The sequence below is a fragment of the Micromonospora sp. NPDC048909 genome, assembly GCF_040649635.1.
GTDB lineage: Bacteria > Actinomycetota > Actinomycetes > Mycobacteriales > Micromonosporaceae > Micromonospora.
In genome coordinates, this window is record NZ_JBEZFU010000001.1 from 385,865 (window position 1) to 401,007 (window position 15,143).

At 72.2% G+C, this 15,143-nt stretch carries 12 protein-coding genes and 2 pseudogenes; 9 read left to right on the forward strand and 5 right to left on the reverse strand.

The window, feature by feature from the left end:
- Positions 1 to 59: 59 nt before the first annotated feature.
- A pseudogene (locus AB0C04_RS01865) lies at positions 60 to 623 on the reverse strand (YbjQ family protein).
- Positions 624 to 646: 23 nt separating this feature from the next.
- Positions 647 to 1,330 (reverse strand): trypsin-like serine protease, encoded by a 684-nt coding sequence (locus AB0C04_RS01870; RefSeq protein WP_357046945.1) that lies wholly within the window; start codon positions 1,328 to 1,330, stop codon positions 647 to 649.
- A 369-nt stretch (positions 1,331 to 1,699) separates the two neighbouring features.
- Between AB0C04_RS01870 and purS the strand changes: the two genes are divergently transcribed.
- The 4 genes from purS (at position 1,700) to AB0C04_RS01890 (ending at position 6,170) form a co-directional block, all read left to right on the forward strand.
- A complete protein-coding gene (purS, locus tag AB0C04_RS01875; RefSeq protein WP_350868365.1) occupies positions 1,700 to 1,963 on the forward strand; it encodes a phosphoribosylformylglycinamidine synthase subunit PurS in 264 nt (87 codons plus the stop codon).
- Entirely contained in the window at positions 1,960 to 2,643 is a 684-nt protein-coding gene (gene purQ, locus AB0C04_RS01880) for a phosphoribosylformylglycinamidine synthase subunit PurQ (RefSeq protein WP_357046947.1), read from the forward strand. The genes purS and purQ overlap by 4 nt, the downstream gene beginning before the upstream one ends.
- A 70-nt stretch (positions 2,644 to 2,713) precedes the next feature.
- Entirely contained in the window at positions 2,714 to 5,410 is a 2,697-nt protein-coding gene (gene purL / locus AB0C04_RS01885) for a phosphoribosylformylglycinamidine synthase subunit PurL (protein ID WP_357046949.1), read from the forward strand.
- A 4-nt stretch (positions 5,411 to 5,414) separates the two neighbouring features.
- Entirely contained in the window at positions 5,415 to 6,170 is a 756-nt protein-coding gene (locus AB0C04_RS01890; protein ID WP_357046951.1) for a 2-phosphosulfolactate phosphatase, read from the forward strand.
- Positions 6,171 to 6,280: 110 nt separating this feature from the next.
- Here the strand turns inward: AB0C04_RS01890 and AB0C04_RS01895 are convergent.
- Positions 6,281 to 8,430, reverse strand: a pseudogene (locus AB0C04_RS01895) (hypothetical protein).
- Between the two features lie 102 nt (positions 8,431 to 8,532).
- Here AB0C04_RS01895 and AB0C04_RS01900 point away from each other — a divergent pair.
- The 5 genes from AB0C04_RS01900 to amcA all read left to right on the forward strand — a co-directional run bounded on the left by AB0C04_RS01900 (position 8,533) and on the right by amcA (position 13,251).
- On the forward strand, positions 8,533 to 8,886 hold the full coding sequence (locus AB0C04_RS01900; protein ID WP_357046953.1) for a sterol carrier family protein: 354 nt from the start codon (positions 8,533 to 8,535) through the stop codon (positions 8,884 to 8,886).
- A 168-nt stretch (positions 8,887 to 9,054) separates the two neighbouring features.
- The gene (gene purF / locus AB0C04_RS01905; RefSeq protein ID WP_357046955.1) at positions 9,055 to 10,596 is read left to right on the forward strand and encodes an amidophosphoribosyltransferase; all 1,542 of its coding nucleotides are present in this window, start codon (positions 9,055 to 9,057) and stop codon (positions 10,594 to 10,596) included.
- A gap of 61 nt (positions 10,597 to 10,657) precedes the next feature.
- Positions 10,658 to 11,812 carry a phosphoribosylformylglycinamidine cyclo-ligase gene (gene purM, locus AB0C04_RS01910; protein WP_357046957.1) on the forward strand — a complete coding sequence of 385 codons (1,155 nt, stop codon included), beginning with the start codon at positions 10,658 to 10,660 and terminating at the stop codon, positions 11,810 to 11,812.
- 130 nt (positions 11,813 to 11,942) lie between these two features.
- Positions 11,943 to 13,046: a cyclophane-forming radical SAM peptide maturase AmcB gene (gene amcB / locus AB0C04_RS01915; RefSeq protein ID WP_357049044.1), complete on the forward strand. Its 1,104-nt coding sequence runs from the start codon at positions 11,943 to 11,945 to the stop codon at positions 13,044 to 13,046.
- Positions 13,015 to 13,251, forward strand: a complete 237-nt coding sequence (gene amcA, locus AB0C04_RS01920; RefSeq protein ID WP_357046959.1) for a multiple cyclophane-containing RiPP AmcA — start codon at positions 13,015 to 13,017, stop codon at positions 13,249 to 13,251. Before amcB ends, amcA begins: the two co-directional genes overlap by 32 nt.
- 134 nt (positions 13,252 to 13,385) lie before the next feature.
- Here the strand turns inward: amcA and AB0C04_RS01925 are convergent, their stop codons facing one another.
- Together AB0C04_RS01925 and AB0C04_RS01930 are read right to left on the reverse strand one after the other, a co-directional pair.
- On the reverse strand, positions 13,386 to 13,601 hold the full coding sequence (locus AB0C04_RS01925; RefSeq protein ID WP_357046961.1) for a DUF3073 domain-containing protein: 216 nt from the start codon (positions 13,599 to 13,601) through the stop codon (positions 13,386 to 13,388).
- 303 nt (positions 13,602 to 13,904) lie between these two features.
- Entirely contained in the window at positions 13,905 to 14,987 is a 1,083-nt protein-coding gene (locus AB0C04_RS01930; RefSeq protein ID WP_357046963.1) for a Glu/Leu/Phe/Val dehydrogenase, read from the reverse strand.
- Between the last annotated feature and the right edge of the window lie 156 nt (positions 14,988 to 15,143).

Below are 15,143 nucleotides of genomic sequence, written 5' to 3' on the forward strand. Positions count from 1 at the left end.
GCAACCTCTTGATCAACTGGGCGCGGGGTGGGGTGCGTGAGGTGGGTGGGGTTGGTGGGTTAGTCGCGGGTGGGGGTTTCGGCGGCGGTGCGCAGGTTCGGGGCGCTGGCCGGTTCGGCGATGCCGCCGGGGGCCTCCGCGATCTCCGACTCGTGGGCGGTCTCCGCGGCCACCAGGGGCTGGTCGGGCGGCATCACGTCGGGGACCTTGGGCACCACGATCACCGCCGTGCCGTACGCGCAGATCTCCATCCACATCTCGCCGCAGTCGCGGCTGTCGAACCGCATGCCGATCACCGCGTTCGCGCCGAGCCGCATGGCCTCCTCACCGAGCCGGGCCACCGAGTCGGTACGCCAGCGGGTGAGGTTGTCCGGCGCCATCGGGTCGTACGCGCCGCCGCGCAGGTTCTTGACGCCCTCGCGATAGGGGTTGCGCGTCCTGGCCATCGATGACACCACCTCACCGAGGATCTGGCGGATCTCGTAGCCGGGCAGTTGCTCCGTCGTCACGACCAGCACGGTTCTGATGCTGTCAGCAGGTCAGCGGGGTGTTCGCGAGGGTTGTTCACCTGATCGGATGCTGCAAAACGGCGCGGCGCGGACGGCCGGCGCGGGGCCGACCATCCGCGCCGCGGGGGCGCTAACCGTCAGACACCGGCCACCGAGGTGATCCAGGCCCGGTTGTACGCGACACTGCCGTAGTTCTGGATGCTGGAGCCGTCGGCGGTGGAGGCCACCCCGACCTGCCGGCCGTTGTAGAACTGCGGCCCGCCCGAGTCGCCCCGCCAGGCGTTGCCGTTGATCCGCGTGCTGCGGATCGCCTGCCCCCCGTACGCGTCGGTGGCGCTGTTGCTGGTCACCTGGACGTTGGCGGTCTTGAGCTGGCTCGACGCGGAGCAGCCGCTGTAGCAGGTCATGCCCCAGCCGTAGATCGAGTTGGTCGAGCCGATCGGCGGGTTGCTGCTGGCCAGCGTGACCGCGGAGGTGCTCACCGAGCTGGAGAGGCGCATCAGGGCCAGGTCGTTGCGGGTGTAGGTGGCGCTGACCGTGCGGGTCACGCCGCCCGAGGCGCGGTAGACGCTGCCGACCCGGACCGACATCGTGCCGCTGATGCAGTGCCGGGCGGTGAGCACCCACTGCGCGGCGATCACGCTGCCGGAGCAGGTGAACGAGCCGTTGCTGAGGACCGCGGCGGCCCACGGGGCGGACGAGACGGTGCCGCCGCCGATGATGGGCTGCGGGCCGGCGGGGGCGGCGGTGGCGCCCGAGGCGGCGCCGAGGGCGCCGACCAGCGCGGTGCTGGCCACCACGAGCAGGGAACGGATACGCATGTCGCTGGACTCCTTGACGGTGGGCGGGGCCCGGGGTCGCCGGGCGGGGACGGCCGGCGGCAGGGGTCACCCACCGGCGCATCATTGAACTCTGTCGATGTAGGTTAGGGCTCGGCGGTGGTGTTTTCAATATTGCGATTGAGGCTGATCTATGTAACGATTTGGCCTCCCCCGACGCCGTGAATGGCCTGGTCGGCCCGGGTGCCGCGCTCGTCGGGGCGGTCCGCCCACCGCTCGGCGGATGGTTATGTTGATCACTGTCTGGACGGGGCCCGGCCGGTGCGGCCGGGGCGGTATCTGCCAGGTAGGCTGGCTGGGCTCGCCCCTTGTGGGTAGGCACCCAACTGCGTACACAGTCAGGAGTGCCCAGTGCCTCGCGTCGTCGTCGACGTCATGCTCAAGCCCGAGATCCTCGATCCGCAGGGCCAGGCCGTCGCAAACGCGCTGCCCCGGCTCGGCGTCAGCGACGTCGCCTCGGTCCGGATCGGTAGGCGGATCGAGATCGAGTTCACCGGTGAACCGGACCTGGACCAGGCCCGGGAGATCGCGGACAAGCTGCTCGCCAACCCGGTCATCGAGGACTTCACCGTCCGCCTGGTCGAGACCGACGAGACCGCGGGCGCGCGACCGTGACCGCGCGGGTCGGAGTGGTCACCTTCCCCGGCTCGCTCGACGACGGGGACGCCGCCCGGGCCGTCCGCATCGCCGGCGCCGAGGCGGTCCGGCTCTGGCACGGTGACCCGGAGCTGCACGGGGTCGACGCGGTCGTCCTGCCCGGCGGGTTCTCCTACGGTGACTACCTGCGCTGCGGCGCGATCGCCCGGTTCGCCCCGGTGATGGAGACCATCGTCGACGCGGCCCGCGGCGGCCTGCCGGTGCTCGGCATCTGCAACGGCTTCCAGATCCTCTGCGAGGCCCACCTGCTGCCCGGCGCGCTCACCCGCAACCAGCACCTGCACTTCCGCAACCGGGACCAGTTCCTGCGCATCGAGACGGCCGGCACCGCGTGGACCAACGCGTTCCAGCCCGGCCAGGAGGTGCTCGTCCCGGTCAAGAACGGCGAGGGCTGCTACGTCGCGGACGACGCGACGCTCGACCAGCTCGAAGCCGAGGGCCGGGTGGTCGCCCGCTACATCGGCGGCAACCCGAACGGGTCGCAGCGCGACATCGCCGCCATCACCAACCAGGCCGGAAACGTGGTCGGCATCATGCCGCACCCCGAGCACGCCGTGGAGGCGCTCACCGGGCCTTCCCTGGACGGCCTCGGCTTCTTCACCTCGGTCCTCAAGCACCTGGTGGGAGCGCCGGCGTGACCGGCGGCGACAGGATCATCGGTCAGCTCAACCGTCCGGCGGGCGGCCACGAGCGCAGCGAGGAGAGGTCATGACCACCCATCCGGACCCGGTACGGGAGACACCGGACGCCTTCCCGGCTGCCCCGACGCAGCCGGCGGAGTCGCGCCCGGCCGACGTCGTGCCGCCGGCCGCCCCGGCCCGCGTGGTCGAGCCGGTCGCCGCCGAGTGGGTCGACGGCGTCGACACCGTGCCACGCGCCGGTGGCACCCCCGGCGAGCTCCAGCCGTACGCCGAGCTCGGTCTCCGCGACGACGAGTACGACCGGATCCGGCAGTTCCTCGGCCGCCGGCCCACCCAGGCCGAGCTGGCCATGTACTCGATCATGTGGAGCGAGCACTGCTCCTACAAGTCCAGCAAGGTGCACCTGCGCCAGTTCGGTGAGAAGGCCCCGCCGAGCGACCGGCTGCTCGCCGGCATCGGCGAGAACGCCGGCGTGGTGCAGGTCTCCGACGAGCTGGCGGTGACCTTCAAGGTCGAGTCGCACAACCACCCGAGCTTCGTCGAGCCCTACCAGGGCGCGGCCACCGGCGTCGGCGGCATCGTCCGGGACATCCTCGCCATGGGCGCCCGCCCGGTCGCGGTGATGGACCCGCTGCGCTTCGGCGCGGCCGACCACCCGGACACCGCCCGGGTGCTCACCGGCGTGGTCGCCGGCGTCGGCGGCTACGGCAACTGCCTCGGCCTGCCGAACATCGGCGGGGAGCTGGTCTTCGACCCCAGCTACCAGGGCAACCCGCTGCTCAACGCGCTCTGCCTCGGCGTGCTGCCGGTCAACCGGCTGCAGAACAAGGCCGCCGCCGGCCCCGGCAACATCGTGGTGCTGATGGGCGCCAAGACCGGCCGGGACGGCATCGGCGGCGTGTCGGTGCTGGCCAGCGCCACCTTCGACGAGGGCAGCGAGCAGCGCCGCCCGGCCGTGCAGGTGGGTGACCCGTTCATCGAGAAGCTGCTGATCGAGGCCTGCCTGGAGCTCTACGACGGCGAACTGGTCGTCGGTATCCAGGATCTCGGCGGCGCGGGCCTGACCTGCGCGCTCACCGAGACCGCCGCGGCGGCCGGCACCGGCATGCGGGTGTGGCTGGAGCGGGTGCCGCTGCGCGAGCCCTCGATGGAGCCGCACGAGATCCTGGCCAGCGAGTCGCAGGAGCGGATGCTTCTCGTCGTCGCGCCGGACAAGCTCGACGCGGTGCTCAAGACCGCCGACAAGTGGGGCGTGCTGGCCACCGCGATCGGCGAGGTCACCCCGCCGGAGGCGGACGGCCGTCCGGGCCGGCTGACCATCACCTGGCGGGACCACCTGGTGGTCGACGTGCCGCCGGGCTCACTGGTCGACGACGGCCCGGTCTACGCGCGCCCGATGCGGGAGCCGGCCGACCTGATCCTGCTCCAGGCCGACCGGGCCGAGACGCTGCCCCGCCCGGCCGGCCCGGAGGCGCTGCGGGAGACCGTGCTGCGCATGATCGCGTCGCCGAACCTGGCCGACAAGACCTGGGTCACCGAGCAGTACGACCGGTACGTGCTGGGCAACACCGTGCTCGCCCAGCCGGAGGACTCCGGCGTCATCCGGATCGACGAGCGGACCGGCCTCGGTGTCGCCCTCTCCGTCGACGGCAACGGCCGCTACGCGCGGCTCGACCCGTACCACGGCACCAAGTTGGCGCTGGCCGAGGCGTACCGGAACGTGGCCGTCACCGGTGCCAAGCCGATCGCGGTCACCAACTGCCTCAACTTCGGCTCGCCGGAGGACCCGGGCGTGATGTGGCAGTTCGCCGAGGCCGTGCGCGGCCTGGCGGACGGCTGCGCCGAGCTGGGCATCCCGGTGACCGGCGGCAACGTCAGCTTCTACAACCAGACCGGCGCGGCGGCGATCCACCCGACCCCGGTGGTCGGCGTGCTCGGCGTGCTGGACAACGTGGCCGAGCGGGTGCCGATGGGCTTCGTGCCGCGGCCGAACGGCGACCACGACCAGCTCTTCCTGCTCGGCGAGACGCACGTGGAGCTCTCCGGCTCGGAGTGGGCCTGGGTCACCCACGAGCACCTCGGCGGCATCCCGCCGCAGGTCGACCTCGCCCGCGAGAAGGCGCTCGGCGACCTGCTGGCCGAGGCGGCCCGGGTGGGTCACCTCAGCTCGGCCCACGACCTCTCCGACGGTGGCCTGGCCCAGAGCCTGGTCGAGTCCTGCCTGCGTCGCGGGGTCGGCGCCCGGGTCGCGGTGCCGGAGCAGTTCGCCGGTGGCTCGATGCCGTTCGTCTACCTGTTCAGCGAGTCCGCCGGGCGGGCGTTGGTCTCGGTGCCGCGCGGGCACGAGAAGGCGTTCACCGCGCTCTGCGCGGAGCGTGGTGTGCCGTTCGAGCTGATCGGGGTCACCGACCCGGGCGCCGGTGCGCTCGAGGTGCACGGCCAGTTCCGGATCGGTCTGGACGAGCTGCGCGCCGCGCACACCGCCACCCTGCCGCGGCTCTTCGGGGGCGCGGAGCTGGTCGAGGTGCCGGCGCCGGCGGCCGGTGTGGCCGGGGCCGTCGAGGCGGTCCCGCTGCCGGTCACCGAGCCGACCGCCGAGGTCGCGCCGGTGGACCCGGAGTCCGTCGAGTCCGAGCCGATCGCCTCGGCCGGCCCGGTCGCGCCGGTCGGTCCGGCGGAGCCGGTCGCGACGACCGGGAGCGACGAGGTGGCCGACCGCGACGCGGGTGACACCGAGCAGCCGTCGGCGCCTGACGAGCGCTGAGGCGGTGGACGCGGCGGTCTACGCCCAACCCGGTTCCGGCGCCCGGTTCGACTGGGGGCTGAGCGGCGCGGCGGAACTCGGCCGGGTCTGTGCCGCGCTGGTGGTGGTGGACGTGCTCTCGTTCACCACCGCCGTCGAGGTGGCGGTCGCCCGGGGCACCCGGGTGCACCCGTTCCCCTGGGGGGACCAGGCGGCCGACTACGCCCGCCGGGTCGGCGCGGTCGCCGCGGTGGGTCGCCGGCAGGCCAGCCCGGAGCAGCCGTGGTCGCTCTCACCCGCGGCGCTGCGGGCGGCGCCGGCCGTCCCGGACCTGGTTCTCCCCTCGCCGAACGGTTCGGCGATCAGTGCCGCGGCCAGCGCCACCGGACTACCGGTGGTCGCGGCCTGCCTGCGCAACGCCCGCGCCGTCGGGCGATGGCTGCGCCGCCAGGGGTACGGCACGACGAACGCCCCGGTCGGGGTGGTCGCCGCGGGGGAGCGTTGGCCGGACGGCTCGCTGCGCCCCTCAGTGGAGGACCAGCTCGGCGCGGCCAGTGTGCTGGACGCCCTCTCCGGGGTGCCCGGTGGGCTCTCCGTCGAGGCGGCGATGGCCCTCGCCGCGCTGGCCAGTACGCCGGACGTGCCGGCGGCGATCCGTGGCTGTGTCTCCGGCCGGGAACTCGTCGAGCGCGGCTTCGCCGAGGACGTCGAGATCGCGGTCCGGCTCGACGTGTCGGACGTCGTCCCGCTGCTGCGCCAGGGCGTCTTCTCCGCCGCCTGAGCTACCGAGACAGCCGCTTGAGTTACCGAGACAAGAGACGAAGAAGGGGCCGCCCGGGTTGACCCGGGCGGCCCCTTTCGATCGTGCGGTCAGGCGGTGTGGCCCGCCGGTCAGTCGTCCAGCCAGTCCAGCCGGCGGCCGCCCCGGTCCTGCTGCGGCGCGTTGGCGTCGCGGCCTCGGCCACCCTGGTTCTGGTCGCCGTAGCCGCCGCCCTGGCCATATCCGCCCTGGTCGTAGCCCCGGTCGTCGTAGCCACCGCGCTGCGTCGGGGGCTCCTGGCCGTAGCCACCGGACTGGGCCGGGGGCTCCTGGCCGTAGCCACCGGACGACGCCGGAGGCTCCTGGCCGTAGCCACCGGACTGGCCGTAGCCGCCGCCCTGGCCATATCCGCCCTGGTCGTAGCCCCGGTCGTCGTAGCCACCGCGCTGCGCCGGCGGCTCCTGGCCGTAGCCACCCGGCTGGTCGTAGCCGCTCTGCTGGCCGTAACCACCCTGGTCGTAGCCGCCACCAGCCTGGCCGTAGCCACCGGCCGGCTCGGCGCCCCGGCCGTACGGCGCGGGCTCGGTCTGGCCGTACCCCTGGGCCTGGTCCTGCTGGTAGAGCCCGGTGGCGTACGGGTCGGCCGGAGCCGGGTACTGGGTGCTGTCGCCGGTGTAGCGCCCGGTCGGCTCGTCATAGCCGGCAGCGCCCGCGGTCGCCGGCGGATAGCCCGCGGCCCCGGTCGGCGCGCCGTAGTCCCGGCTGCCGTAGCCGCCGCCCGAGGAGGGCGCACCGCCGTAGCCGCCGTCGGAGGCGGGCGGAGTGCCGTAACCGTCACCGGGGGCGCTTCCGTAGCCACCGTCGGCTCCCGCGCCGGCGCCGTAGCCGCCGCCCGAGCCCGGCGCGTTGCCGTAGCCGCCACCGGAGGCGGGCGCGTTGCCGTAGCCGCCACCGGAGGCGGGTGCGTTGCCGTAACCGCCAGCGCCGTAGCCGGCCGGCTCGTCGCCGTAGCCGTTGCCGGCCCAGCCCTGCTGGGGGCTCGCGCCGTAGGACTGCGGCGGGGCACCGTACGGGTCCGGCGGGACGTCGTCGACGACCGGGCGGTGCATCATCGTCGGGGCCTCGCTCAACGCCGCGCCGCCGACCATCGTCGGGTCCGGGCCGGCTCCGGCCCGGTTGACCACCCGAGTCTGGTCGTCCGCGCCGCGGAAGGCACCCCGGGAGGCCGGCACGGGACCACCCGCGGGGCCACCGGCCGGCGCGTCGTCACCGGCGTCGTCGGGGTTCTCCCGGCGCTTCATCCAGAGCAGCACGATCGTGCCGACGCCGGCGGCGACGAGCAGGCCGCCGAGCAGGATGATCACGTAGGAGCCTGTGCTGCTGCCGGAGTCCTCGTTGCTGGCGTTGGCCGCCGCGCCGTCGGTCGCCTCCGGCGTCTCCTCGGTGGTCTCGTCGGTCGCCTCGTCGGTCGGCAGCGCCTCCTCGGTGGCCGACGGGGTGGCACTCGGCGTCACCTCGACCTTGATCGCCAGATTGATCCGCTGGCCGGTGATCGACTGGCCGGCGGAGGCGTTGAAGCTCTTGACCGCCCGGATGTCGTCCTTGCTCGCGCCGAGGTCGAGCCGACCCGGGGCGATCGGGTTGTCGGTGCTCCCGTTGAACCGGAAGTTGCCGCTGCCGTCGCTGGTGGTGTCGAACTGCTTGCCCTTGCTGTCCCGAAGGATCACGATCGCGTTCGGTACCGCGCTGCCGTCGGCCTGGGCCACGACCTTGCCGGAGACCGACTTCACGGTCTGCACCTGCGGCGGCGGCGGTGCCGCCTTGGCCGTGAGGTTGACCGTCGTCGAACCCTGCCCGCTACCGAGCCCAGCGCTGGCCTTGACGGTGATGCGGGCGGACCCGTTCGACGCGTCGTCTGCCAGTTTGAACTTCGCGGTGTAGGTGCGGCTCTCGGTCACGTTCCCCTGCGAGCAGCCGTCGATGCACTGAAGCTTGGAGTTGTTGGAGCTGACGGTGACGTCGGCAGGCACCACCGGGTCGTCGAAGTCGAGCGTGTAGCTCACTGTCGTCTCGCCGCCCGCCTGGACGGTGCCTGGGGAGGCTGAGACGTTTGTGACGTTGGGTGCAGCCATTGCTGGTGTGGCGGGGAGGGCGAAGAGGGCGCCGGCAACCAGCGCTACGACCACACCGGCCCGCTGCTTCCAGGCACGTCGGTGTGTTGACACGTCCACCGCCTTCCGGGCTGACTTCCCTCACCGGCGGGCGCCGGGCCGGGGATCATCACGGTACGAATACGCCGTCGGCAACTATGCCTTGTCCGGCTGTCTCGGCGCGACCCAGGGCCAGCGTCGAGTCGCGCCGGCTCGGGTCGTATCGTCCCGTCGTGTCCTCTCCGCACATTAAGTCCGCCGCGGTAGCGGCGGCGTTGTCGGCGCTCGATGAGGGGCGTACGCCCGAACGGCCGGTCCTCCGGGAGGCGGTCCGGACGCTGTTGGTCGTCCTCGCGGAGCGCGCCCCCGGCCGATCGGTGGAGGTGCGGGTTCCACCATACGGCGCTGTGCAGTGTGTTCCGGGTCCTCGACACACCCGTGGTACCCCACCGAACGTGGTGGAAATGGACCCGGCGACCTGGCTGGCGGTGGCCACCGGCCGCCTCGACTGGGCGGAAGCGGTTACCGAGGGTCGTGTACGGGTGAGTGGCCCTCGGGGTGATCTCTCCGCCCATCTGCCGCTCTAGCTGCCTGGACGGGCCAGGAGATGTAACTGGCCGGAGGCAGATCGTGACTTTCTGTATCGACGGCGATTCGCGTACACTGTCAGGCGACGACAGCGGTCCCGGCCGAGGGTACGGATCTTGACCCGTGATCCCGCCCGGCCATTCAGACCCAGCATGAGGGAGCGGCAGGTGCCTCGAGGCGACGGCCGGCTGAGCCACGACCTTGATCCCCAACGACCCGGCCCCCAGGACGAGTGCGGCGTCTTCGGCGTCTGGGCTCCCGGGGAAGAGGTCGCCAATCTGACCTACTTCGGTCTCTACGCGTTGCAACACCGGGGCCAGGAGGCGGCGGGCATCGCGGTGAGCGACGGCTCGGGCGTGGTGGTCTACAAGGACCTCGGCCTGGTCGCCCAGGTCTTCGACGAGCCGACGCTGGCCAGCCTGCGCGGGCACCTCGCCATCGGGCACGCCCGCTACTCCACGACCGGCGGCTCGACCTGGGAGAACGCCCAGCCGACCATCCGCTCGACCACCGCCGGCACCACGATCGCCCTGGCGCACAACGGCAACCTGGTCAACACCGCCGACCTCCAGCGTGAGGTCGCCGAGCGGGGCCTGGTCGACGACGGCTCGACCAACGACACCTCTCTGGTGACCATGCTGCTGGCCAGCCGCCCGGATCTCTCGGTCGAGGCGGCCGCGCTGGAGGTGCTGCCGCAGCTGCGCGGCGCGTTCAGCTTCGTCTTCATGGACGAGTCGACGCTCTACGCGGCCCGCGACGCGCACGGCGTACGGCCGCTGGTGCTCGGCCGGCTGGAGCGCGGCTGGGTGGTGGCCAGTGAGACCGCGGCGCTCGACATCGTCGGCGCGAGCGTGGTCCGCGAGGTCGAGCCGGGTGAGCTGATCGCGATCGACGAGAACGGCCTGCGCTCCACCCGGTTCGCCGTGCCGGAGCCGAAGGGCTGCCTCTTCGAGTACGTCTACATCGCCCGTCCGGACGCCACCATCGCCGGGCGCAACGTGCACTCCGCCCGGGTGCAGATCGGCCGCCAGCTGGCCAAGGAGCACCCGGTCGAGGCCGACCTGGTCATCCCGGTGCCCGAGTCCGGCACCCCGGCCGCGATCGGCTACGCCGAGGAGTCCGGGATCACCTACGGCGCCGGCCTGATGAAGAACCCGTACGTCGGGCGCACCTTCATCCAGCCGTCGCAGACCCTGCGCCAGCTCGGCATCCGGCTCAAGCTCAACCCGCTGCGGGAGAACGTGCGGGGCAAGCGGCTGGTGGTGGTCGACGACTCGATCGTGCGCGGCAACACCCAGCGGGCCATCGTGCGGATGCTGCGCGAGGCGGGTGCGCTCGAGGTGCACGTGCGGATCTCGTCGCCGCCGGTGCAGTGGCCGTGCTTCTACGGCATCGACTTCGCCACCCGGGCCGAACTGCTCGCCAACGGGCTGGACAACGAGGGCATCCGGCGCTCGATCGGCGCCGACACGCTGGGCTACGTATCGCTGTCCGGCCTCATCGCCGCGACCGAGCAGCCGAAGACCCGGCTCTGCCGGGCGTGTTTCGATGGGGAGTACCCCATCGAGCTGCCGGCGGGAAACCTGATCGGCAAGCACGTGCTCGAAGGGGTGGGCCGGCGGGTCGCCAACGGCGGCCCGGACGCCCCGGAGCGCAGCACTCCTCCGCTCGTCGCCACTTCGGGCGGCTCAACCGTCCACCGCCCGTAGCACCGCCCGGCGCGGGCCGGCCACCTCCGGCGCCGCACCGAGAACCACAAAGGGGAGAACCGTGACGCACGTTTCCGAGCGCAGCGGCGCAGGAACCAGCCCGACGGGCGCCGGTGGCGACCGTCAGCCCTGGACGGCCGGCAGCGGTCGCCAGGCGCGCAAACGGGCGGTCTCGTACGCGGACGCCGGCGTGTCCATCGAGGCGGGCGACCGCGCGGTCGAGCTGCTGAAGTCCAAGGTGCGGCAGACCCGGCGCCCGGAGGTGCTCGGCGACCTGGGCGGGTTCGCCGGTCTCTTCCGGCTCGACACCCAGAAGTACAAGAACCCGATCCTGGCCTCCTCCACCGACGGTGTGGGCACCAAGCTGGTGATCGCCCAGCAGATGGACATCCACGACACCGTCGGCATCGACCTGGTCGCGATGGTCGTCGACGACCTGGTCGCCTGCGGCGCGGAGCCGCTCTTCCTGCTGGACTACATCGCGACCGGCGAGGTGGTGCCGGACAAGGTCGCCGAGATCGGCGCGGGTATCGCCGACGGCTGCCGCTACGCCGGCTGCGCGCTGCTCGGCGGCGAGACGGCCGAGCACCCGGGCGTGCTGCGCCCCGACGAGTACGACATCTCGGCCACCGGCGTGGGCGTGGTGGAGGAGAGCGACATCCTCAGCCCGGAGCGGGTCGAGGTGGGCGACGTGGTGATCGCCATGCGCTCCTCGGGCCTGCACTCCAACGGCTACTCCCTGGTCCGGCACGTGCTGCTCGGCGCGGGCCGGATGCGGCTCGACGTGGTGATCGACGACTTCGGCCGGCAGCGGACCCTCGGCGAGGAGCTGCTCACCCCGACCAAGATCTACGCCCAGGACTGCCTCAAGCTGATCGCCGAGGCCGAGGTGCGGGCGTTCGCCCACGTCACCGGCGGTGGCATCCCGGGGAACCTGGTGCGGGTCCTGCCCGAGCACGTCGACGCGGTGGTCAACCGCTCCACCTGGCGGCCGCAGCCGGTCTTCGACCTGATCCAGTCCAAGGGACGGATCGAGGACCCGGAGATGGAGGCGACGTTCAACATGGGCGTCGGCATGTTCGCGATCGTCTCCGCCGAGGACGCCGACCGCGCGCTGGCCACCCTCACCGGGCGGGGCGTCGAGGCGTGGCAGGCCGGCGAGATCATCGAGGGCTCCGGCAACGTTCAGATGATCGGGCAGCACACCCGCGGCTGATCACGCTCTGCTGATCATACGAGCACCTGATCAGGGGTTCACCCGAGTGGCCAATGCCGCCTAGCCTGAAGGGCACCCTCAGGCTAGGCAAGGGAGGGCAATGGCTGCTCGGGGACAGTCGTTCAGCGGGATGCGCGGTGTCGCCGCCGTTCCGTCGTACGTCGTGATGCAGCCGACCACCCTCTGCAACCTGGACTGCGCATACTGCTATCTGCCGTTCCGGGCCGCCGACCGGCGGATGCCGGTGCCGGTGGCCGAGGCGGTGGCGGTGGCGGTCAACCCGTGGGCGACCGCCGGCCGGTTCTCCGTGGTGTGGCACGGCGGCGAGCCGCTGGCGGCCGGCCGGGAACACCTGGCGGCCCTGCTCGCGCCGTTCGGCCCCGAGGTCGAGCACCACGTGCAGACCAACGCCACGCTCATCGACGACGCCTGGTGCCGGTTCTTCGCCGAGCACCGGGTCCGGGTGAGCGTGAGCGTGGACGGGCCCCGGGAGCGCAACGGCGACCGGGTGAGCCGGGCCGGCTCCCCGGCGTACGACCGGATCCTGCGCGGTGTCGGCGCACTGCGCGCGCACGGGCTGCCCTTCTCCGCGCTCGCGGTGGTCTCCCGGCCCGAGCCGGGGCTCGCCACCGAGCTGTACGACTACTTCCTCGATCTCGGCTGCGACGTGCTGGGGATCAACATCGAGGAGACCGAGGGGGTCAACACCCGCGACAACTCGCACGACCCGGCGGACGTGACCGCCTTCTGGGCCGAGCTGGTCGCGGCGTGGCGGCGGGATCCCCGGATCCACCTGCGCGAGGTCGAGTGGTCGCTGCGGTACGCCGCGGCGGTCCTGGACGGCGTGGCGGACGACGTGCTGCCCCGCCGGCTGGACCCGATCCCCACGATCGGGCACGACGGCTCGGTCACCGTGCTCTCCCCGGAGCTGGCCGGCTTCACCGACCCGAGGTACGGCGACTTCAGCAGCGGCAACGTGCTGGACACCCCGTTGGCCGAGATCCTGGCCGGCGCGGAGCGCACGCCGTGGGTGGGCGAGTTTCTCGCCGGCGTCGAGGCGTGCCGGTCCAGCTGCCCCTACTTCGGCTTCTGTGGCGGCGGTCACGCCGCCAACCGTTACTTCGAGCTGGGGCGTTTTGACGGTACGGAGACCGAGCACTGCCGCAACAGCAAGATCCGCCTATTGGAGGGAGTGTTGGAGCATGCCCGAGACCACCAGTCACCGGCAGTCTGAGCGGGTGGCGGACGCCGCCCCGGTCGGAGTCGCCGAGCGGGTGCTGGACGCCGCCCCGGGGCTCATCGCACTGCTGCGTGAGGCGGAGGCCGCGCGACGGCTCCGGTCGGAGGTGGCGGGCGGAAACGGCGAGGGCGCGGTCTGCGCCTGGAACCACTTCGAGAACATCCCGACGTTCTACAACTGGAACAACCGACCGCGCTGAGGGTGCGGTACCGGGATCAGGGACCTGTCTGGCGATTCTGCAGGGCAGGTCCCTGATCGTCGGTCGCTACGCCGCTGCGGCGGGCACATGCGTGAGCACGCGGGGGCTACCGCGTGCTCAGCTGCGTCGAGAGGTCAGCGGGTCGGACGGACCCAGGTGTCTGGGTCCTCGTCCGCGTGATCCTCATCATCGTCGTCGACGAACTCTTTGTAGTCGTCGTCGAAGTTGTGCTCAGACTTACCAGCACTCGCCAGTTCACGCTGCAAGGCGGTGAGGTCGGTGTTCGGGGAGTGGTACTTCAACTCCCGGGCCACCTTCGTCTGCTTGGCCTTAGCACGGCCGCGCCCCATGGCTCGACCCCCTCGCACAGAATGCGGGGCAGCCCGAAGGCGGGCCCCGATGACGTCAGGCATCTCTCGTGGCTCTTACGGTACATGGGGATGCCACCGTTCGGCACCTCGGGTTACCGTCAGCCGGCCCTGCGCGTCGCAGTGATCCGGCCGTCACCCAGTGTACCCGGTAAGGGGTGGAGCCATGAGCACCCGTGACACCGGACGAAACGGCACGAACCTGTCCCATCCCCAGCTTAGAACGCGGCCGGGGTCGGGATGGCCCCGGGAGCGGATCCGGACGGTCCGCTCCCGGGGACGGGGTCACCGGAGGTGGATGGTGCGCAACCGGCCGACGTCGGCCATCCGCCGCTCGGCCAGCCGGTCCGCCGCGACCGCCGGCGGGACGCCCTCGGCGTCGGCGAGCTGGAGGATCTCCCGGGTGGTGTCGTAGATCCGGGTGGCCCGCAGCTTGGCCCGCTCGAAGTTGAAGCCCTCGATCTCGTCCGCGACCTGGATGACGCCACCCGCGTTGACCACGTAGTCGGGGGCGTAGAGGATGCCCCGGTCGGCCAGCAGCTTCTCGATGCCGGGGTGGGCGAGCTGGTTGTTCGCCGCACCGGCGACCACCTTGGCGCGCAGCGCCGGCACCGTGTCGTCGTTCAGCGCGCCGCCGAGGGCGCACGGCGCGTACACGTCGATGTCGCCGGCGACCATCATGCTGGCGTCGTCGACCAGGGTGACCTGCGGGTGGTTGGTGCGCGCCCACTCCAGGGCCCGCGGGTTGACGTCGGTCGCCACCACCTCGGCCCCGTCGTCGAGCAGGTGGCGGACGAGGTACTTGCCGACCTTGCCCAGCCCGGCCACGCCGACCCGCCGGCCGGAGAGCGACGGGGTGCCCCAGACGTGCTCGGCGGCCGCGCGCATCCCCTGGAAGACGCCCCAGGCGGTGAGGATCGAGGAGTCGCCGGCGCCGCCGTGCTCGACGCTGCGGCCGGTGACGTAGCTGGTCTCCCGGGCGATCACGTCCATGTCGGCGACGTAGGTGCCGACGTCGCAGGCGGTGTAGTAGCGCCCGGCCAGCGATTCCACGAACCGGCCGTACGCGCGCAGCAGGGCCTCGCTCTTGATCTGCTCCGGGTCACCCCAGATGACCGCCTTGCCGCCGCCGAGATCCAGCCCGGCGAGAGCGTTCTTGTACGCCATGCCGCGGGAGAGGTCCAGCACGTCGGCGAGGGCGGCCTCCTCGCTGTCGTACGGGTAGAAGCGGGTGCCGCCGAGCGCGGGCCCCAGCGCGGTGGAGTAGATCCCGATGATCGCCTTGAGGCCGCTCTGCTTGTCCTGGCAGAACACGACCTGTTCGTGGCCGGTAGATCCCGGGTCGTCGGTGCTGGCGAATACGCCCATGACTGGCTCCTGGTGTCGGTGCGTCCTTGTGGGACGCGTGCCTGGTGGACGCCGGCGGGGATGCTGCCGGTGAGCTTGAGCCTAATATCGGCCGCCGGCTGCCCGTCGAGCGCGGCACGCGTGGTGGGCGGGCGCTGACGGCGACGGGGCGAGGTT